Raw genomic sequence first — 18,853 nt, forward strand, 5'->3', positions numbered from 1 at the left:
GGGCTGGCTCCACCATGAGGCTCGTGCGCACCCGATCAACGGGGTCTCAGTCCGTTCGGCAGTGCTCCTCCAGGTACCCCGCCGCCAGCGCGCTCGCGCGGGTGAACCAGTCGGTCAGCACGGCGATTTCGTCGGGGGAGTAATCGGCGAAGAGCTCGTCCAGGCGGGCGTAGTACGGCTCGTAGACCTCGCGGACCCGGGCCTCCGCGTCCGGCCGGGCGGCCACGCGGACGCGGCGGCGGTCGGTCGGGTCGGGGCGGCGGGTGACGTAGCCCGCGCGTTCCAGGCGGTTGAGGATTCCGGTCACCGCGCCCGTCGTGACATGGGCGCGGGCTGCCAGGTCGCCGGCTGTGAGCAGGTTCTCGCCGGCCTCGATGACGTAGGCGAAGCAGGTCAGGTCGGTGACGTTCAGTCCGATCTGCTGGGCCATCTCCTGCTGGCCGATCAGGCTGGTCGCGATGAGGTGGTCCATCGCCGACAGCGCCTGGGCCGGGGTGGCGGTCGGGCGCGGCTTGGCTTGCATTCCGGATTCCCTGATTCCCTTAGATCGTGAGAGGTTTATGAGCTAAATTTCTTACGTGGTGAGAGGTTCTGCCGTTCGAGGCGAGCCTTTCGGGGCGAGGTCTTTCGGGCGAGAGGGAGGCGGGCACGTGAGCGCACATCAGTATGACGAGGGGCACACGGTCGCGGGGTGGACCGGTTTCGCGATCGCGACTGCGGGGGCGGTGGTGCTGGGGTTCGGCGTGTGTACGGCGTCGGCCCTGGTCCTGGGCGGAGGGCTCGGGATCGTGGCCGTGAGCGTCCTCGTCACCTGGGCGCTGCATCTCGCCGGGTGGGGCAAGCCGCCTGGGCGGCGGCCGCGGGAGCAGTGGGGGTGGCGGGTGCGGGATCCTGCGGCGCGGCAGGGGCATCCCGGGTGCGTCGGGTGCCGGCTGGCGGGGCGGGGAGTGGGGCGTACGGCGGAGTCGTACGGCTCCGTGGTCGTGGCCGGCGGTGCGCAGCCGGAGCCGGCCGGCGCCGCGGAGTCCGGTCGCTGACCTGGGCGGATCGCGATCGCCGGACCTCGTTGTCAGTGGCGCCCTCTACGCTAGGGAGCAATGGCACAGGCATGGAGGTGCTCGGGGCTGCGGTGGGCGGCGAGTGGTCCCGAGCTGGCGTGGGACGGTGGGCGGCGCAGCGCGCTGACCTGGGGGAAACGGGTGGCCTTCGGGGTCGCGGACGGGGGTGTGCGGACGTGTGTGGGAGCGCGGGGGCATGCGTGTCCGGTGCGGGCGGTCGTGCCGGGGCGGAGTACGGGGGCGCGGTGCGAGGAGTGTGCGCGGCTGGACCGGGCGCACTCCGTGGCCGCCGACACCATCGCGGACGACCCGCGGCCGTACCACGTATATCTGGCCTGGTTCGGGTCCGGCATGCTCAAGGTCGGGATCACGGCCGAGGAGCGGGGGTCCACGCGGCTGCTTGAGCAGGGCGCCGTCTGCTTCAGCTGGCTGGGCGTCGGGCCACTGATGGCGGCGCGGCGCACCGAGGAGTTGCTGCGCGCAGCGCTCCAGGTGCCGGACCGGATTCCGTACGCCGAGAAGCGGGCCGTGCGGTCCGGGCTGCCGGGGTCGGCGGCGGAGCGGGCGACCGAGGTCGAGGCGCTGCACGGACGGGCCGTGGGGCTGGCCGACTGGCCGGAGTCTCTGGCGCGCGAGCCCTGCCAAGTCGTCGACCACGTCGGGGTGTTCGGGCTCGACGGGTCGGCGTCAGCCGTCGGCCAGGTGGGCGAGCTGGTCGCCGGCGGCCGGGTGAGCGGGGAGCTGGTCGCCGCAGCCGGGCCCGATCTGCACCTCGCGACCGAGCGCGGGGTCGTCGTGCTCGACACACGCCTGATGACCGGGTGGGAGATCGTGCCTGCCGGGGAGGAGCGCGGATTCACGGTTCCGGTACGGGAGTTCAGGGACCTGAAGGAAGAGGCTGCGGGGGTGCAGGACGGGCTGTTCTGAACCGCCGGGTCCGGGGAAGCTCGGTCAAGAGTTGGATCCCTTGTGGATCCCTTTCGGCAAGGAGGTGGACGGTGGGTCGGGATCGGGCCGATCGTGGATGACATGAGCGATCATCGTGTTGCACCTGTCGCCGCCCATGAACCTCCCTACTACGCCGTCGTCTTCACCTCGCTGCGCACCGAGGGGGACGGCGGATACGGCGAGACCGCCCGGCGCATGGGCGAGCTGGTGAAGGAGATACCGGGCTTCCTCGGCGAGGACTCCGCCCGTACGCCCGGCGGGCTCTCCGTCACCGTCGCGTACTTCCGGGATCTGGCCGGGATCGAGGAGTGGCGCAACCACGCCGAGCACCGGGCTGCCAAGGCGTACGGGCGTGAGCACTGGTACGAGCGATACTCGCTGCACATAGCCAAGGTGGAGTACAGCCACGGGTTCGAGAGGACGCCGGTGCATGACTGAAGAGGGCGGTGCGGGCGAGGCGGGCCAGGTCCGGCGGTTCTGGGGGCGGCTCGGGGTCCCCGGGCTGGTCGACGTGCACACGCACTTCATGCCCGAGCGGGTGCTGCGCAAGGTCTGGGAGTACTTCGACGCGCTCGGGCCGCTGACCGGCGGCGTCGAATGGCCGATCACCTACCGGAAGGAGGAAGAGGAACGGGTCGCGCTGATACGGGAGTTCGGCGTGCGGGGCTTCACCGCCATGCTCTATCCGCACAAGCCCGGAATGGCGCGCTGGCTCAACACCTGGGCCGTAGACTTCGCCGCCCGCCACCCCGACTGTCTGCACACCTCGACCCTCTTTCCGGAGGAGGGTGTCGAGATCTACGTCCGTGAGGCCCTCGACGACGGTGCGCGGGTGTTCAAGGCGCATGTGCAGGTGGGGGCCTACGATCCGGCGAGCGAACTCCTCGACGCCGCCTGGGGGTTGCTCGCCGAGGCCGGGACGCCGGTCGTCATCCACTGCGGTTCCGGGCCGGCGCCCGGCAAGCACACCGGACCCGAGCCCATCGCGCGCGTCCTCGCCCGGCATCCGCGGCTGCGGCTGGTCGTCGCGCACATGGGGATGCCGGAGTACGAGGACTTCCTCGACCTCGCCGAGCGGTACGGGGAGGTGCGGCTGGACACGACGATGGCGTTCACGGACTTCAGCGAGCGCTTCGCGCCGTTCCCGCAGCGGGCGCTGCCCCGGCTGGCTGGCCTCGGCGACCGGATTCTGCTGGGCAGCGACTTCCCCAACATCCCTTATCCGTACGTCCATCAACTGCACGCCCTGGAGCGGCTGGGGCTCGGGGAGGAGTGGCTGCGGGCCGTCTGCCATGACAACGGGGCGCGGCTGTTCCGGCTGTGAGGCGACCTCACTCAAGATCCCCACAGGGAATCCTTACGCTCTGATCACCAGCGGCCGGCGGATGATGGGTCCGACACTCGCACGGACACCGCTGGTCAAGAGGTTCCCAGGCGTTCCCTGAGAGGCGCCTGTGCGTTTCTCAGGGAAATCACAGGTTCTCGAAAGCGTGCTCTCAGAGGATCCAGACAGTGTGTCCACCATGACCACGACCTCGCCCCAGGGGCGCACCGAACTGCTGAGGCCGGACGGGAGCCCCGTCCGAGTGCTTGTGGTGGACGACGAGATGTCGATCACCGAGCTGCTGTCCATGGCCCTTCGCTATGAGGGCTGGCAGATCCGGAGTGCGGGGGATGGCACGGGTGCCATCCAGACCGCACGGGAGTTCCGGCCCGACGCCGTCGTCCTCGACATGATGCTGCCGGACATGGACGGCCTGACCGTCCTGGGGCGCCTGCGGCGCGAGCTGCCCGACGTGCCGGTTCTGTTCCTGACCGCGAAGGACGCGGTCGAGGACCGGATCGCGGGCCTGACCGCCGGCGGCGACGACTACGTCACCAAGCCGTTCTCCCTCGAGGAGGTCGTCGCCCGGCTGCGCGGGCTCATCCGCCGGTCCGGTGCGGCCGACCGCCGCTCCGACTCCGTGCTCGTCGTCGGCGACCTGACGCTGGACGAGGACAGCCACGAGGTCAGCCGCGCCGGCGAGGGCATCCACCTCACCGCCACCGAGTTCGAGCTGCTGCGCTTCCTGATGCGCAACCCGCGGCGGGTGCTCAGCAAGGCGCAGATCCTCGACCGTGTGTGGTCGTACGACTTCGGTGGACAGGCCAATGTGGTCGAGCTCTACATCTCGTATCTGCGACGGAAGATAGACGCCGGTCGCGAGCCGATGATCCACACCCGGCGTGGGGCCGGTTACCTGATCAAGCCTGCCGCGTCATGAGCGGACGACGACGACCGCGGGCGCAGAAGAGACGAGCGGGTAAGCCGCGCACCCTGCGTGCGCGGCTCGTCGTCGCTTCCGTGGTACTGATCGCCACCGTGTGCGCGGTGATCGGCACGGTGACGACGCTGGCGCTGCGGTCTCATCTGTACGGCCAGCTGAATGACCGGCTGGTCGAGGTCTCCGGGCGGGCGGCCGGATTCGGCGGGCCGCTCGGCGGTGACCCCGACAAGAAGAACACGGGTCAGAAGTCGCAGACGCTCAACCTCAGCGAATTCGTGAAGCACGGCCCGCAGCCGGAGCGCACGATCATCGCCAAGGTCCAGAACAGCCAGATCACCGACGCCAAGATCGGCGAGAAGTCGGACGACAGCACCGACATCAGCGGGATGAACGCCAACGACCTCAGCGAGGCGGCACGCACCTCTCTCAACACCGCCTCCCAGGACGGCAAGATCCACACGGTGGAGGTCAGCGGGCTGGGCACGTACCAGGTCAGGTACGTCACCAGCCCCAACGGCAACTACTACGTGGCCATCCCCACCGCTGACACCGACGGCACCATCAACACCCTGATCATCGTCGAGATCAGCGTCACCGCCGCCGGTCTCGGTGCCGCCGTCATCGCCGGTTACGTCCTCGTCGGCCTGGCCACCCGCCCCCTCCGCCGCGTCGCCGTGACAGCGACCCGTGTCTCCGAACTCCCCCTCCACACCGGCGAGGTCAACCTCAGCGAGCGCGTCCCCGAGTCCGAGACCGACCCGCACACCGAGGTCGGGCAGGTCGGGGCCGCGCTCAACCGGATGCTGGACCACGTCCACGGCGCGCTGCACTCGCGGCAGCAGAGCGAGATGCGGGTACGGCAGTTCGTGGCCGACGCCAGTCATGAGCTGCGGACACCCCTGGCCTCCATCCGGGGGTACGCCGAGCTGACCAGACGCGGTAGAGAGCAGGTCGGCCCCGACACGCGGCACGCCCTCGGCCGTATCGAGTCCGAGGCGGGCCGTATGACGCTGCTCGTCGAAGATCTCCTCCTGCTTGCCCGGCTGGATGCCGGACGGCCGCTGCAGTTCGAGCAGACCGACCTCATCCCGCTGGTCGTGGACACCGTCAGCGACTCCCGGGCGGCCGGCATGGACCACAACTGGCGGCTCGACCTGCCCGACGAACCGGCCCTCGTGTCCGCGGACGCGGCCCGGATCCAACAGGTACTGGTCAACCTGCTGGGCAACGCCCGCAAGCACACCCCGCCCGGTACGACCATCACCGCACGCATACAGCGGCGCGGACCCTGGATGTGCGTGGACGTCGAGGACAACGGGCAGGGGATTCCGGCGGAGTTGCTGCCGCACGTCTTCGAGCGGTTCGCGCGCGGCGACTCCTCGCGCTCCCGTGCCTCCGGCTCGACGGGCCTCGGGCTTGCCATCGTGCAGGCCGTCGCGACCGCGCACGGCGGTGCAGTGACCGTGGACAGCGTTCCCGGACGCACCGTGTTTACGGTGCATTTGCCAGCGCTTGCCCCGGCGATGCCCCGCCCGGCTCCCGAAACGAATTGGCAATCGCACTCACAGGCAGACCACAGTGCCACCACATGGGTGCAACAGGGCGCTTGACCAGAGTCGTTGTCATGCGAACCGACTCTTCTCCCGGCACCCTGCCGGCGCGGGAGCACCTCCCGGCCGGCGACGCCGGTACGCCTGTCCTGGACGTAGTGATCCCCGTCTACAACGAGGAGAAGGACCTCCAGCCGTGTGTGCTGAGACTGCACGACCATCTCAAGCGCACGTTCCCGTACGCCTTCCGCATCACCATCGCGGACAACGCGTCGACGGACACCACCCCGCTGGTGGCCACGCGGCTGGAGCAGGAGATCCCCGAGGTCTCCAACTTCCGACTGGAGCAGAAGGGCCGGGGTCGCGCCCTGCGGACGGTGTGGTCCGCGTCGGAGGCGCCGATCCTCGCCTACATGGACGTGGACCTCTCCACCGACCTCAACGCGCTGCTGCCCCTGGTGGCGCCGCTGATCTCGGGTCACTCGGACCTGGCGATCGGCTCCCGGCTGGCCCGCTCCTCCCGCGTCGTACGCGGTCCCAAGCGGGAGTTCATCAGCAGGGCGTACAACCTGATCCTGCGGGGCTCGCTGCAGGCCCGCTTCTCCGACGCGCAGTGCGGCTTCAAGGCGATCCGGCGTGATGTCGCGCAGGTGCTGCTGCCGCTGGTCGAGGACACCGGCTGGTTCTTCGACACCGAGATGCTCGTCATCGCCGAGCGCGCGGGCCTCCGTATCCACGAGGTGCCCGTCGACTGGGTCGACGACCCCGACTCGACCGTCCACATCGTGAAGACGGCGACCGAGGACCTCAAGGGGGTGTGGCGCGTGGGCAAGGCCCTGGCCACCGGGTCGCTGCCGCTGGACCGGATCACCCGGCCGTTCGGTGACGACCCGCGCGACCGCGAGATCCAGGACGTGCCGAAGGGGCTGGCCCGCCAGCTCGTCGGGTTCTGCGTCGTCGGCGGTCTGTCGACCCTCTTCTACCTGGTCCTCTACAGCGTCTTCCGCCAGTTCGGCGGCTCGCAGGTCGCCAATGCGCTCGCCCTGCTGGTCTCCGCCGTCGCCAATACGGCGGCCAACCGGCGCCTCACCTTCGGAGTGCGCGGCAGCGGCGGCGCCGTCCGGCACCAGGCGCAGGGCCTGGTCGTCTTCGGCATCGGCCTCGCGCTGACCAGCGGATCGCTCGCCGCCCTGAACGCGGCGACGTCCGACCCCGCGCACTCCACGGAGCTGGCGGTCCTCATCGCCGCCAACCTCGCGGCGACCGTGCTGCGCTTCCTGCTCTTCCGCGCCTGGGTCTTCCCCGACCGGCGCGACACCCCGGCGTCCACCGTGGTCGCCTCGCACAACCCGTCCTCGCCGACCTACTCGACGGACCGGCAACCGCAGTACCAGCCGGTCGGCGCCCCGCAGCAGTACCAGGCGTACGCGCCGCAGCCCCCGCTGCCGCAGCGCCCGGCCGCGCATCCGAACGTGCAGTACCCCAGCCACCAGACCACCCAGTTCCGCGCCGGTGAAGTCGCGGACCGCAGCTGGGAGGACGCCACCATGCACCTGCAGCCGGTGCGTCCGACCGACAACGATCCGAGGGACTCCCGATGACCACCCACTACGACCGTCCGACCCACCAGGAGGGGGCCTACGGTCCCTCCTCCTGGGGGCCGGAACCGACCACGGCCGTACAGGAGCCGGTGGCTCCGCCGGCCGCCCCGGCCCCCGAGGCCGGTGAGCCCAAGCAGCCCTTCGTCCACAGACTGTGGAGGGGCCGCCCCGAGGACCCCCGCTGGGTGCGCCCGGCCTTCTGGGGCCTGCTCCTGGCGACCGGCCTGCTCTACCTCTACAACCTGAGCGCCTCCGGCTACGCCAACTCCTTCTACTCGGCGGCCGTCCAGGCCGGCAGCAAGTCCTGGAAGGCCTTCTTCTTCGGCTCGCTCGACGCGGGCAACGCGATCACCGTCGACAAGCCCCCGGCCTCCCTGTGGCCGATGGAGCTGGCGGTGCGGATCTTCGGCCTCAACTCCTGGTCGATCCTGGTCCCCGAGGTCCTCATGGGCGTCGGCGCGGTCGCCGTCGTATACGCCGGTGTACGGCGCCGGTTCAGCCCCGGGGCCGGTCTGATCGCGGGCGCGGCGCTCGCGCTCACTCCCGTCGCGGCGCTGATGTTCCGGTTCAACAACCCGGACGCCATGCTGGCGCTGCTGATGGCGCTCGCCTGCTACTTCACGGTCCGCGGCATCGAGGACGGCAGGACGAAGTGGCTGATGTGGGCCGGTGTCGCCATCGGCTTCGCGTTCCTCGCCAAGACCCTGCAGGCCTTCCTGATCCTTCCGGCCCTCGCCTTCGTGTACGCGATCTGCGCGCCGGTCTCGCTGAAGAAGCGGTTCGGTCAACTGGCCGCCGCCACGGCCGCGTTGGTCGTCTCCGGCGGCTGGTGGGTCGCGATCGTCGAGCTGTGGCCCGCGTCCTCCCGCCCCTACATCGGCGGTTCGCAGAACAACAGCTTCCTGGAGCTGACCTTCGGCTACAACGGCCTCGGCCGCCTCAACGGCGACGAGACCGGCAGCGTCGGCGGCGGTGGCGGCGGCAACGGCGGCACCAGCATGTGGGGCGAGACCGGCTGGAACCGGATGTTCAACTCCGAGGTCGGCGGCCAGATCTCCTGGCTGCTCCCCGCCGCGCTGATCCTCCTCGTCGCGGGCCTGGTGGCCACCCGCAAGTACAAGCGGACGTCCGTGACCCGCGCCTCGTTCCTGGTCTGGGGCGGCTCGCTGCTGATCACCATGGTGGTCTTCAGCTACATGGCGGGCATCTTCCACCAGTACTACACGGTGGCCCTCGCCCCCTACATGGCGGCCGTGATCGGCATGGGCGCCGGCATCCTGTGGGAGAAGCGCAGGGAGATCTGGGCGTCCCTCGCCCTGGCGGCCGCGGTCGTGGCGAGCGCCTCCTGGAGCTACGTCCTGCTCAACCGCACCTCGGACTACCTGCCCTGGCTGAAGTACCTGGTCCTCGTCGGCGGCCTGGTCGCCGCGCTCGGCCTCATCTTCGCCGGACGGATCAACCGCCAACTCGCCCTCGCGGCAGCCTCCGTGGGCATCGTGGCCTCGCTGGCCGGCCCGACCGCGTACACCATCAGCACCCTGCAGACGGGCCACACCGGCTCCATCGTCACGGCCGGCCCGGCCGGCGCGAGCATGATGGGCGGCGGTCCCGGCGGCGGTGGCGGCGGCCGAGGCGGCTTCGGCGGCGGTGGCATGCCGGGCCAGCAGAACGGCAACGGCAACACCCAGAACGGCAACGGCTTCCCGGGCGGCGGCACCACCGGCAACGGCAACGGCGGCTTCGGCGGCGGTATGCCGGGTCAGAACCAGCAGAACGGCAACGGCAACACCCAGGGCCAGAACCAGCAGGGCGGCCCCGGCGGTCAGACCGGCGACGGCGGCGGCATGGGCGGCGGCGGTGGCGCCGGCGGCCTGCTGAACGGCGCGTCCGTCTCCTCCGAGGCCAAGAAGCTGCTGGAGGCCAACTCCGCCAAGTACACCTGGGTCGCGGCGGCCATCGGCGCCCAGAACGCGGCGAGCTACCAGCTCTCCACCGGCGACCCGGTGATGGCGATCGGCGGCTTCAACGGCACCGACCCGTCCCCGACGCTGGCGCAGTTCAAGAAGTACGTGGAGGACGGAAAGATCCACTACTTCATCAGCAGCGGCACCGGTGGCGGCATGGGCGGCAGCAGCAGCGGCACGTCCTCGCAGATCACCTCGTGGGTCGAGAAGAACTTCAAGAAGGTGACCGTGGGTTCGTCCACCTTCTACGACCTGACGCAGAAGGCGAGCAGCTGACCTAGGCCGGAAAGAGGGGCGGTGACCACGGTCACCGCCCCTCTTCGTATCTCTGTTGTACGGTGTATGGGAGCTGTTCTACGGTGTAGAACATGCTGTCTTCCCAAGGCCACCCCCAACGCTGGCTGATCCTCGGCGTCATCTGTCTCGCCCAGCTCACCGTGCTGCTCGACAACACCGTCCTGAACGTGGCGATCCCCTCCCTCACCAAGGAGTTGGGCGCGGAGACCTCCGACATCCAGTGGATGATCAACGCCTACTCACTCGTCCAGTCCGGGCTGCTGCTCACGGCGGGCAGCGCGGCGGACCGCTACGGCCGCAAGAAGATGCTGATAGCGGGCCTGGCACTGTTCGGCGTCGGCTCGCTGGTAGCCGGACTGGCGGACACGACCGGCCAGTTGATCGCGGCGCGGGCGGGCATGGGCGTCGGCGGCGCACTGCTCCTGACCACCACTCTCGCCGTCGCGATGCAGATCTTCACGCCCGAGGAGCAGCCGAAGGCGATCGGCATCTGGGCCGCGGTGAACGCGCTCGGCTTCGCGATCGGCCCGCTGCTCGGCGGCTTCATGCTCAACCACTTCTGGTGGGGTGCGATCTTCCTGATCAACCTGCCGGTGGTGGCGCTGGGGTTGGTGGCGGTCGTAGCCCTGGTCCCCGAGTCGAAGAACCCGCGCGGTGACCGCCCCGACCTCCTCGGCGCCCTGCTCTCCACGATCGGCATGGCCTCGCTGGTGTTCGCGATCATCTCCGGGCCCGAGCACGGCTGGGCGTCGACGCGGGTGCTGGGGACGGCTGCCATCGCGGTCGTGGTCCTCGGTGGCTTCGCGTTCTGGGAGAGCCGTATCCCGTATCCCATGCTCGACCTGCACTTCTTCAGGGACCGGCGGTTCACGGGCGCGGTCGCGGGAGCCGTACTCATCACCTTCGGCATGGGCGGCGCGCTCTTCCTGCTCACCCAACATCTTCAATTCGTGCTTGGTTACGGCCCCTTGGAGGCAGGCCTGCGGACGGCGCCGCTCGCTCTGACGGTCGTCGTGCTCAACTTCTCGGGACTGTCTGCGAAGTGGGCGGGCAGGCTCGGTACGCCGGTGTCCATCGCGCTGGGGATGGTCCTGATGTCGGCCGGTCTCGTCTCCATCGCGCTGCTGGACTCCGGCGGTTACGCCGGGACGCTGCTGGGGCTGTTGCTGATCGGCGGCGGCTGTGCGGTCGCCAACCCGGCGATGGCGCACGCCATCATGAGCGCGATTCCTCCGGAGAAGGCGGGGGTGGGGGCAGGGATCAACGGGACGCTGGCGGAGTTCGGGAACGGGCTCGGGGTTGCCGTGTTGGGGGCGGTGCTGAGCTCTCGGCTGCCCTCTGCCGGATTGGCCGCGGGGTTGGAGGCGGGGCAGTTGGTGGGGGCCGTGGCTGTGCTGCTGGGTGGGTTGTTGGCGGCGGCGTTGTTGCGCAGGGCGGAGCGGGCAGACTCGGAGTTGGCGGTCGCCCGGTAGCCGGCGGCAGGGAAGTTGCCGCCTAGCATCGTGATCAGTGAATGCAAGTCGAGGAAGGTGCGCCAATGGTGAGGGCAGCCGAGCGGGCGGCGCGGACCAGTGTGTGGCTGGGGGGCAAGACACGCCGGGGCGGGCGCGGTGGCGGGCAGCCGTCCGGCCTTGACCGCGACCGCATCACCGAGGTGACCGTCCGTCTCCTGGACGCCGAGGGGCTGGCCAAGTTCTCGATGCGCCGGCTGGCCGCCGAGCTGAACGTCACCGCGATGTCCGTCTACTGGTACGTCGACACCAAGGACGACCTCCTCGAACTCGCCCTGGACGCGGCCTTCGGCGAGCTGACCCTGCCCGACCCGGACGCGGACGAGGACTGGCGGGACCAACTGCGCACACTGGCAAGGGAGTACCGGTCCCTCCTCGTCCGCCACCCCTGGCTGTCCCAGGTGGCCGGCACCTTCCTCAACATCGGCCCGAACAACCTGGCCTTCGCGCGTGTCGTACAGCGCGTCATCCGCCGCACCGGTCTGCCCACGCACGGCCTGGCGGCCGCCATCTCCTCGGTCTTCCAGTTCGTGTACGGCTTCGGCACGATCGAGGGCCACTTCAACGCCCGCAGCGCCGACTTCGGCATGACCCCGGACGAGTACTTCCAGCACGCCATGACCGCGGTGACACAGGACCCGGAGGCCGCCGAGGTCGTCAAGGAGTCCGAGGACATCATGGCTGCCCGCGGCGGCGACACCGTGCACGAGATGTGGGAACGGGACTTCGACTTCGCCCTGGACCTGTTGGTCGCGGGAATCGAGGCGATGGTCGACCGGGGTTGATACGGGGCCCTACTCCTCGGAGACCAGGCGTGCCGGGAAGCCGCCGGTCGCCACCGGCCCCCACTTCTCCGGCGTCACCCGGATGATCGACTTCCCCTGCTTCACCATCGCCTCCCGGTACTCGTCCCAGTCCGGGTGCTCACCCGCGATGTTCCGGTAGTACTCCACCAGCGGCTCCACGGACTCCGGCGAGTCGATGACCTCGGCGGTGCCGTCGATCTGGACCCACGGCCCGTCCCAGTCGTCGCTCAGGACGACGAGGGTGACCCGCTCGTCCCGCTTGGCGTTGCGGGTCTTGGCCCGCTCGGGGTAGGTGGAGACGACGATCCGCCCCGAGTCGTCGACACCGCAGGTCAGCGGCGAGGCCTGCGGTCCGCCGTCGGCCCTGCGCGTGAGCAGGATCGCGCGATGGCGGGGTCGTACGAAGTCCAGCAGCTCGTCCAGGGAGACGCGGGTGTTGCTCGCGATGTTCGGTGCCATGGCGTCAGCCTAGGGCTACGAAGCCCCGCCGAGCCTGACCCTGCCGTGCCTACGCCCACGGTCATGCCTGCGGCAGCGAGTCCCCCTGCACCGCCTGGATGTCCAGCTCCACCCTGAGCGTCGTACCGATGGCGGCGATGCCCGCCTGGAGCACCTGGTTGTAGTTCATGGCGAAGTCCTCGCGCCGCAGTTCCGTCGTCGCCCGGAACGCGGCGCGCGTGCCGCCCCACGGGTCCGCCCCCGTCCCCAGATACGCCAGGTCCAGGTCCACCGGCCGTACGACCCCGTGCAGCGTCAGCTCCCCGTGCACCGTCCAGCGGTCGTTGCCCGCCGCGGTGAGACCCGTCGACCGGTAGGTGATCTCCGGGTACTTCTCGACGTCCAGGAAGTCCGGCGAGCGCAGGTGGTCGTCGCGCATGCCGTTGCCCGTGTCGATCGACGCGGCCCGGATGACCGCCTCCACCCGCGACTTCTCCACCTCGTCCGGGGCGATCTCGATCCGCGCCGCGAAGTCGGTGAACCGCCCGTGCACGCTCGAGATGCCCAGGTGCTGGGCGACCGCGCCCACCGACGAGTGCGCCGGGTCGACGGTCCACGGCCCGGGCGGCGGCAGCTCGGTGCCGCCCTGCCGGGCCAGCGTCACGTTCCCGAGCTCGGCCCGTCCGCTCGCCGTGACGAGCGCGCTGGAGGCGACGGGCGCGTACCCGACGGCCGTGACGATGACCGTGTACGCCCCCGGGGCCAGCTCGGTGGCGTCCCGTACGGCTCCCTCGGTGTCCGCCTCCGCGCGCAGCACCTGCGTGCCGGTCATGTCGGTCACCGTGACGACCGCGTGCGACACGGCCCATCCGTCCCGCGTACGGATCTTCGCGGTCAGTCCCATCCCGTTTCTCCCTGCAGAACAACTGGTCGTAACTGGTCTCGAAAGAACCGGCCCGTGGCGCCGGGCGCGCACCTCCACTCAGAGCGCGCACGCCGTCCGCCACGGGCCGGAGTTCGAACTACTCGCCCGGATGGGCCAGTTCGATGTCGTGGTCGTCGACCCCGCGGCCGTTCATGGTCAGCGCGGTCGCCACCGGCGGGTAACCGGTCGCGATGACCGTGTACTCGCCGCCGTTCAAGTCGGTGAAGGCGTACGCCCCGTCCGCCCCGGTGGTCGCGGTCCCCACGACGTTGCCCGCCGCGTCGACCAGCGTGACCCGCGCGTCGGCCAGCGGACCGTACGGCGCCCGTACGACACCCTGGAGCTGCGCGCCCGAGTCGAGGTCGACCTCGATCCGGGTGACCCCGGCGCCGCCCACCTCGACGGGCAGGGCGCGCGGCCGGTACCCGGCGGCGTTCACCGCGACGGTCACTGCACCCGGCACCAGCTCGGCGAAGGAGAAGTCGCCCTGCTCACCGGTGCTCCCGGTGGCCAGCAGGTCCCCGCGCACATCGGTCACGATGACCATCGCGTCCTTGACGGGCAGCCCCGTCTCCGCGGCCCGCACCAGCCCGTTCAGCCCGCTGGTGCCGCTGAGCAGGATGTCGTACGAGACCGCCTCACCGTTCACCACGACCGTGGACGCCTGCGGCTGGAACCCGTCGGCGGCGGCGATCAGGACGTAACTGCCCACGCTCGGCGCCTCGACGGCGTAGGAGCCGTCGGCCTGCGCGACCGACCGGCCCAGCTGCCGTCCCGCCAGCGAGATCAGGGTGACGGCGGCCTGCGGCACCGGCGCGCTCTCGTTGCCGCGGACGAAGCCGCGCACCGGGATGCCACCGGAGCCGGCCGACTCCTCGGGCCGGGCGATGGTCGCCACGGCGGCGAGCTTCTGCGCGCCGTCGGCAGCGGTCTCGGTGCCGGAGGACACGGCCCAGCTCGGCACCTTCTCGGCAGCCGGAGCGGCGGGAGCCTCGGCGGCGGCCGGAGCGGCCTCCGCGGTGGGCGTCTCGTCGGCGGCCGCCGCCTGCGCCAGCGCGCCCTTGGTCTTCAGCGGGACCTCCTTGATGAACAGGGTGATCAGGAACGCGACGGCCGCCAGAGCGCCGGCGATGAGGAAGACGTCGGCGATGCCGTGGCCGTAGGCACTCTCCATCAGCGTGCGCACCGGGGCCGGCAGCTTGCTCAGGTCCGGGATGCTGTCGGTGGAGGAGCCGGAACCGGCCAGCGCCGCACGGTACTTGGGGTCGAGGGCGGCGATGCCGTCCTTGACGTAGTGCGTGATCCGGTGGGACATCACCGCGCCCAGCGCGGAGACACCGACCGCACCGCCGAGCGAGCGGAAGAAGGTGACCGTGGAGCTGGCGGAACCGAGGTCGCTCGGGTCGACCTGGTTCTGCGTGCACAGCACCAGGTTCTGCATCATCATGCCGATGCCGAGACCCAGCAGGGCCATGAAGATCGACATCTTCCAGTAGTCCGTGTCGTACCGGATGGTGCCCAGCAGCCCGAGCCCGGCCGTCACCAGCACACCACCGCTGACCAGCCACGCCTTCCAGCGCCCGGTGCGGGTGATGAACTGCCCCGAGACGGTGGAGGATACGAACAGACCGCCGATCATCGGGATCGTCATGACGCCGGACATCGTCGGCGACTTGTCGCGGGCCAGCTGGAAGTACTGGCTGAAGAAGACCGTGCCGGTGAACATCGCGACACCGACGAACAGCGACGCGAGCGAGGCGAGGGTGATGGTGCGGTTGCGGAACAGCCGCAGCGGGATGATCGGCTCACTCGCCTTCGACTCCACGAGCACGAAGATCAGCCCGAGGACGATCGAACCACCGACCATCGCGTACGTCTGCCAGGACACCCAGTCGTACTTGTCACCGGCGAAGGTGACCCAGACCAGCAGCAGCGAGACGGCGGCGGCGACGAAGAACGCGCCGGCCCAGTCGACCTTCACGTCCCGCTTCACGACCGGCAGGTGCAGGGTCTTCTGCAGCACGATGAGCGCGAGGACGGCGAAGGGGACACCGACGTAGAAGCACCAGCGCCAGCCGAGCCAGCTGGTGTCGGTGATGACACCGCCGAGCAGCGGTCCGCCGACGGTGGCGACGGCGAAGGTCGCGCCGAGGTAACCGGAGTAACGCCCGCGCTCACGCGGGGAGATCATCGCGGCCATGACGATCTGGGCGAGGGCCGACAGACCGCCGACACCGATGCCCTGGACGACACGGCAGGCGATCAGCATGCCGGAGTTCTGCGACAGACCCGCTGCCGCGGACCCCAGCACATAGATGACCAGGGCTATCTGGACGAGCGCCTTCTTGCTGTACAGGTCGGCGAGCTTGCCCCACAGGGGGGTGGTCGCGGTCATCGCCAGCAGTGAGGCGGTGACGACCCAGGTGTAGGCGGACTGGCCGCCGCCGAGGTCGCTGATGATGTGCGGCAGGGCGTTGGTGACGATCGTGGACGACAGGATCGCCACGAACATGCCGAGCAGCAGACCGGAGATCGCCTCCATGATCTGCCGGTGCGTCATCGGGGCGTACTCGGCGGAGCCTCCCCCGTGCTTGGCATGAGCCCGCACACCGGCTGGTGTGGTCGTTGCCATGGGCTTCCTTCTCTTAAGTGCTTGCGGGTGTACGGGTGGTCGGTTCGAGTTCGAGTGCGGGCGGCGGGAGCCGGGGCGGTACGCCGACACGGCTGTCGTCGAAACTGGCGCGCAGCCGCGTCATGAGCCGCGTGAGCTGCGCGACCTCCTCGTCGCTCCAGTCGCTCAGCCGGTCGGCCAGCAGCTGCGCGGTCCGCTCGGAGAGCGTGTCCAGGCAGGCCAGGCCCGCGGGCGTGAGGTGCACGATCCTGGACCGCTTGTCCGCCGGGTCGGGGGACCGGTCGATCCAGCCGCGCTCGGCGAGGTGCGCGACATGGCGGCTGGTGACCGACATGTCCACGGCCAGCAGCTCCGCGAGCCTGCTCATGCGCATGTCGCCGTGGCGTCCGAGAAGGGTCAGCACCGCGGCGCTGCCCGCCGGGCAGTCCGACGGCAGAATCCGCCCGAGCTCCCGCTTCACGGCACCGAAGGCGCTGAACTGACGGATCAGCTCCTCGTACTGCGCCCGCTCGGCCATCACACCTCCCGCATTCGTTGCTTAGGGCAACCATAAGAGTTGTTGGTTGCTGCAGGCAAACAAAATGGGGCGCGTGTGGCTCAAAAACTTGGCAAAGACAAGTATTGCGAACGTAAACATGCAGGTGGGCGCGGTTCCCCGCACCGACCGACCCCCACTTGGGCCACAACCACTGATTCGCTAGGGTCTCGGGCTATGGCTAACCCCCAGAACCCCCAGGGCAACTACGACCCCGCCGGCAGCACCCAGATGTTCCGCGCGTTCGTCGACGAGGGCCCGCAGGGCCGTCAGCAGCAGGCGCCCGCGTCGTCCGGCCCCCGCATCGGCCTGATCGTCGGCATCGTCGTGGCCGTGGCGGTCGTGGCGGCCGTCGCGTGGCTCGCCCTGAAGTAGGACAGGGCCCGCACTACTTCCACTGGACGGACACGTCCCGCGTCTCGATGTGCATGCCGAGCGGCACGCGCCACGCGTCGACGCACACCGTCCAGGTCTTCTCCTTCCTTGCGCCGGCCCCGATCGGCACCGGAAGCCCGGCGGTCGACTCGACCGTCCCCCAGTCGATGCCGAGCGCCCCGATGATGTGCGTCCCGAAGGTCACCGTGCCCGAACGCACCGCGGACCCGCCGGAGTTGGTGAAGACGAGGGTCACGTCCTCGCACCACCGCTTGTCCGTGGCCTTGCGTGCGGGGTCGCTCCAGGACAGGGCGGCAGGTCCGGTGGGCGCCGCGGAACTGGGAGTTGCCGTCGGCGACGGTGAATCCGAGGTCGTACGACGGGACTTGGCACCGTCGGCCGAAGGCGCAGCCGGGTCGGCGCTCGCCGTCGCCTCCGGGACGCTCACCGTATCGCCGCTCCCCGCACGGGAGTCGGCCCCCGCGCGCCCGCTCTCCTCCCGGTCCCCGTCGAGCGGCACCAGCGTCACGCTCCCGGTCGGCCGCACGGCCGTACCGGACGCCTGAGGCGCACCCCCCACCGAGCCGGTGGCGACGTACCCCTCACGTCCACCGCCCCCGCACGCGGCCAGTGCCGCGCCCAGGCAGACGACGGCCGCCGACGCACCGATCACGGCGCCTCGACGGCCATGTGTCCATGTCGTCCCAGGAGTTCCACGAAGCATCGCGCCATGGTGGCTGACACTCCGTCAAATAGGAACCCTCGGGCGGTGTTTCGCTCAGTCCGAGATGAGGCCTTCCCGCAGCTGCGCCAGCGTGCGGGTCAGCAGCCGGGAGACGTGCATCTGGGAGATGCCGACCTCCTCGCCGATCTGCGACTGCGTCATGTTGGCGAAGAAGCGGAGCATGATGATCTGCCGCTCGCGGGGCGGGAGTTTGGCCAGCAGCGGCTTGAGGGACTCGCGGTACTCGACGCCCTCCAGGGCCGTGTCCTCGTAGCCGAGGCGGTCCGCGAGGGAGCCCTCGCCGCCGTCGTCCTCGGGGGCCGGGGAGTCGAGCGAGGAGGCCGTGTACGCGTTGCCGACCGCGAGGCCGTCGACCACGTCCTCCTCGGACACGCCCAGTACGGCGGCGAGTTCGGGGACGGTCGGGGAGCGGTCCAGCTTCTGGGAGAGCTCGTCGCTGGCCTTGGTGAGAGCCAGGCGCAGCTCCTGCAGCCGGCGCGGGACGCGCACCGACCACGAGGTGTCGCGGAAGAACCGCTTGATCTCACCGACGACCGTCGGCATCGCGAACGTCGGGAACTCCACGCCCCGTTCGCAGTCGAAGCGGTCGATCGCCTTGATCAGGCCGATGGTGCCGACCTGGACGATGTCCTCCATCGGTTCGTTGCGCGAGCGGAAGCGGGCCGCCGCGTAGCGCACGAGCGGGAGGTTGAGCTCGATGAGGGTGTCCCGGACGTAGACGCGCTCGGGGCTGTTCTCGTCCAGTGCGGCGAGCCGCAGGAAAAGGGAGCGGGACAGGGTGCGGGTGTCGATGGCCTCCGAGGACGGAAGAGCCGGGGCCTCGGGGACCTCGACGGTCACAACGTCGGCGAGTGCGGCGTCGGTGGGCGCGGACTCGCTCTTCGTGAGCGTGAGCACCTTCGAGCTGCCCTGTTCTGCGGACATGCCACCCCCTCTGGGTCGCGGGACGGTCGTGGCTGAAGCTTCTCGGTCGAGGAGTTCAGCCTTCACCTGAATACCGGAGCCGAAGCCACGGCAAACGCGCTTGGGGAAGAATGTCACATGTCGGCAACACGCTGTAGTGACATGTCGACATGCGAGACGTGAATAGGCCCAGGAAAGAGGGGGTCTGAGGCTTTTTCAGCACAGAACTGTCGGGAAGAGCCCTGGTGAGCGATTCGCTCGCACCGGTTACCGCTCGATAGTGCTTGCGATCTGGGGT

Annotated in this window: 18 protein-coding genes; 11 read left to right on the forward strand and 7 right to left on the reverse strand. The window is 69.9% G+C overall.

Annotated elements, in window-relative coordinates; all coding sequences use genetic code 11:
* Nucleotides 1-46: 46 nt before the first annotated feature.
* The gene (locus tag ACFY1L_RS35235) at nucleotides 47-523 is read right to left on the reverse strand and encodes a MarR family winged helix-turn-helix transcriptional regulator (protein ID WP_388833328.1); all 477 of its coding nucleotides are present in this window, start codon (nucleotides 521-523) and stop codon (nucleotides 47-49) included.
* Nucleotides 524-650: 127 nt separating this feature from the next.
* Here ACFY1L_RS35235 and ACFY1L_RS35240 point away from each other — a divergent pair, with 127 nt between their 5' ends.
* From ACFY1L_RS35240 to ACFY1L_RS35285, 10 genes are all read left to right on the forward strand, one after another.
* Entirely contained in the window at nucleotides 651-1,037 is a 387-nt protein-coding gene (locus tag ACFY1L_RS35240; protein ID WP_388833331.1) for an HGxxPAAW family protein, read from the forward strand.
* Between the two features lie 60 nt (nucleotides 1,038-1,097).
* On the forward strand, nucleotides 1,098-1,985 hold the full coding sequence (locus ACFY1L_RS35245; RefSeq protein WP_388833334.1) for a DUF2797 domain-containing protein: 888 nt from the start codon (nucleotides 1,098-1,100) through the stop codon (nucleotides 1,983-1,985).
* Between the two features lie 102 nt (nucleotides 1,986-2,087).
* Entirely contained in the window at nucleotides 2,088-2,444 is a 357-nt protein-coding gene (locus ACFY1L_RS35250; protein ID WP_388833337.1) for an antibiotic biosynthesis monooxygenase family protein, read from the forward strand.
* Nucleotides 2,437-3,330: an amidohydrolase family protein gene (locus ACFY1L_RS35255; protein ID WP_388833340.1), complete on the forward strand. Its 894-nt coding sequence runs from the start codon at nucleotides 2,437-2,439 to the stop codon at nucleotides 3,328-3,330. The genes ACFY1L_RS35250 and ACFY1L_RS35255 overlap by 8 nt, the downstream gene beginning before the upstream one ends.
* 199 nt (nucleotides 3,331-3,529) lie before the next feature.
* The gene (locus ACFY1L_RS35260) at nucleotides 3,530-4,270 is read left to right on the forward strand and encodes a response regulator transcription factor (protein ID WP_311736776.1); all 741 of its coding nucleotides are present in this window, start codon (nucleotides 3,530-3,532) and stop codon (nucleotides 4,268-4,270) included.
* Entirely contained in the window at nucleotides 4,267-5,883 is a 1,617-nt protein-coding gene (locus ACFY1L_RS35265) for an ATP-binding protein (protein ID WP_388833343.1), read from the forward strand. Before ACFY1L_RS35260 ends, ACFY1L_RS35265 begins: the two co-directional genes overlap by 4 nt.
* A gap of 14 nt (nucleotides 5,884-5,897) precedes the next feature.
* On the forward strand, nucleotides 5,898-7,424 hold the full coding sequence (locus ACFY1L_RS35270; protein WP_388833346.1) for a glycosyltransferase: 1,527 nt from the start codon (nucleotides 5,898-5,900) through the stop codon (nucleotides 7,422-7,424).
* The gene (locus ACFY1L_RS35275) at nucleotides 7,421-9,664 is read left to right on the forward strand and encodes a glycosyltransferase family 39 protein (RefSeq protein ID WP_388833349.1); all 2,244 of its coding nucleotides are present in this window, start codon (nucleotides 7,421-7,423) and stop codon (nucleotides 9,662-9,664) included. Before ACFY1L_RS35270 ends, ACFY1L_RS35275 begins: the two co-directional genes overlap by 4 nt.
* A gap of 92 nt (nucleotides 9,665-9,756) precedes the next feature.
* Nucleotides 9,757-11,157, forward strand: a complete 1,401-nt coding sequence (locus ACFY1L_RS35280; RefSeq protein WP_388833352.1) for an MFS transporter — start codon at nucleotides 9,757-9,759, stop codon at nucleotides 11,155-11,157.
* A gap of 65 nt (nucleotides 11,158-11,222) precedes the next feature.
* Nucleotides 11,223-11,981: a TetR/AcrR family transcriptional regulator gene (locus ACFY1L_RS35285; RefSeq protein WP_388833355.1), complete on the forward strand. Its 759-nt coding sequence runs from the start codon at nucleotides 11,223-11,225 to the stop codon at nucleotides 11,979-11,981.
* A 9-nt stretch (nucleotides 11,982-11,990) separates the two neighbouring features.
* Here ACFY1L_RS35285 and ACFY1L_RS35290 read toward each other — a convergent pair whose 3' ends face one another.
* The 4 genes from ACFY1L_RS35290 to ACFY1L_RS35305 form a co-directional block, all read right to left on the reverse strand.
* Nucleotides 11,991-12,461: a PPOX class F420-dependent oxidoreductase gene (locus tag ACFY1L_RS35290; protein WP_388833359.1), complete on the reverse strand. Its 471-nt coding sequence runs from the start codon at nucleotides 12,459-12,461 to the stop codon at nucleotides 11,991-11,993.
* Nucleotides 12,462-12,522: 61 nt separating this feature from the next.
* Nucleotides 12,523-13,344, reverse strand: a complete 822-nt coding sequence (locus ACFY1L_RS35295) for a YceI family protein (protein ID WP_388833362.1) — start codon at nucleotides 13,342-13,344, stop codon at nucleotides 12,523-12,525.
* A gap of 118 nt (nucleotides 13,345-13,462) precedes the next feature.
* Nucleotides 13,463-15,997 carry an MFS transporter gene (locus ACFY1L_RS35300; RefSeq protein ID WP_388833365.1) on the reverse strand — a complete coding sequence of 845 codons (2,535 nt, stop codon included), beginning with the start codon at nucleotides 15,995-15,997 and terminating at the stop codon, nucleotides 13,463-13,465.
* Nucleotides 15,998-16,010: 13 nt separating this feature from the next.
* The gene (locus ACFY1L_RS35305) at nucleotides 16,011-16,514 is read right to left on the reverse strand and encodes a MarR family winged helix-turn-helix transcriptional regulator (RefSeq protein WP_388833368.1); all 504 of its coding nucleotides are present in this window, start codon (nucleotides 16,512-16,514) and stop codon (nucleotides 16,011-16,013) included.
* A gap of 195 nt (nucleotides 16,515-16,709) precedes the next feature.
* Between ACFY1L_RS35305 and ACFY1L_RS35310 the strand changes: the two genes are divergently transcribed.
* On the forward strand, nucleotides 16,710-16,907 hold the full coding sequence (locus ACFY1L_RS35310) for a hypothetical protein (protein ID WP_361273731.1): 198 nt from the start codon (nucleotides 16,710-16,712) through the stop codon (nucleotides 16,905-16,907).
* A 13-nt stretch (nucleotides 16,908-16,920) separates the two neighbouring features.
* Here the strand turns inward: ACFY1L_RS35310 and ACFY1L_RS35315 are convergent, their stop codons facing one another.
* Together ACFY1L_RS35315 and ACFY1L_RS35320 are read right to left on the reverse strand one after the other, a co-directional pair.
* Complete coding sequence (locus ACFY1L_RS35315) at nucleotides 16,921-17,580, reverse strand: hypothetical protein (RefSeq protein WP_388833372.1); 660 nt, start codon at nucleotides 17,578-17,580, stop codon at nucleotides 16,921-16,923.
* A gap of 105 nt (nucleotides 17,581-17,685) precedes the next feature.
* Nucleotides 17,686-18,576, reverse strand: coding sequence for an RNA polymerase sigma factor SigF (locus tag ACFY1L_RS35320; RefSeq protein ID WP_361273736.1), 891 nt, complete (start codon nucleotides 18,574-18,576; stop codon nucleotides 17,686-17,688).
* Nucleotides 18,577-18,853: the final 277 nt, after the last annotated feature.

Origin of the sequence: Streptomyces sp. NPDC001663, assembly GCF_042893105.1 — a bacterium.
Lineage (GTDB): Bacteria > Actinomycetota > Actinomycetes > Streptomycetales > Streptomycetaceae > Streptomyces.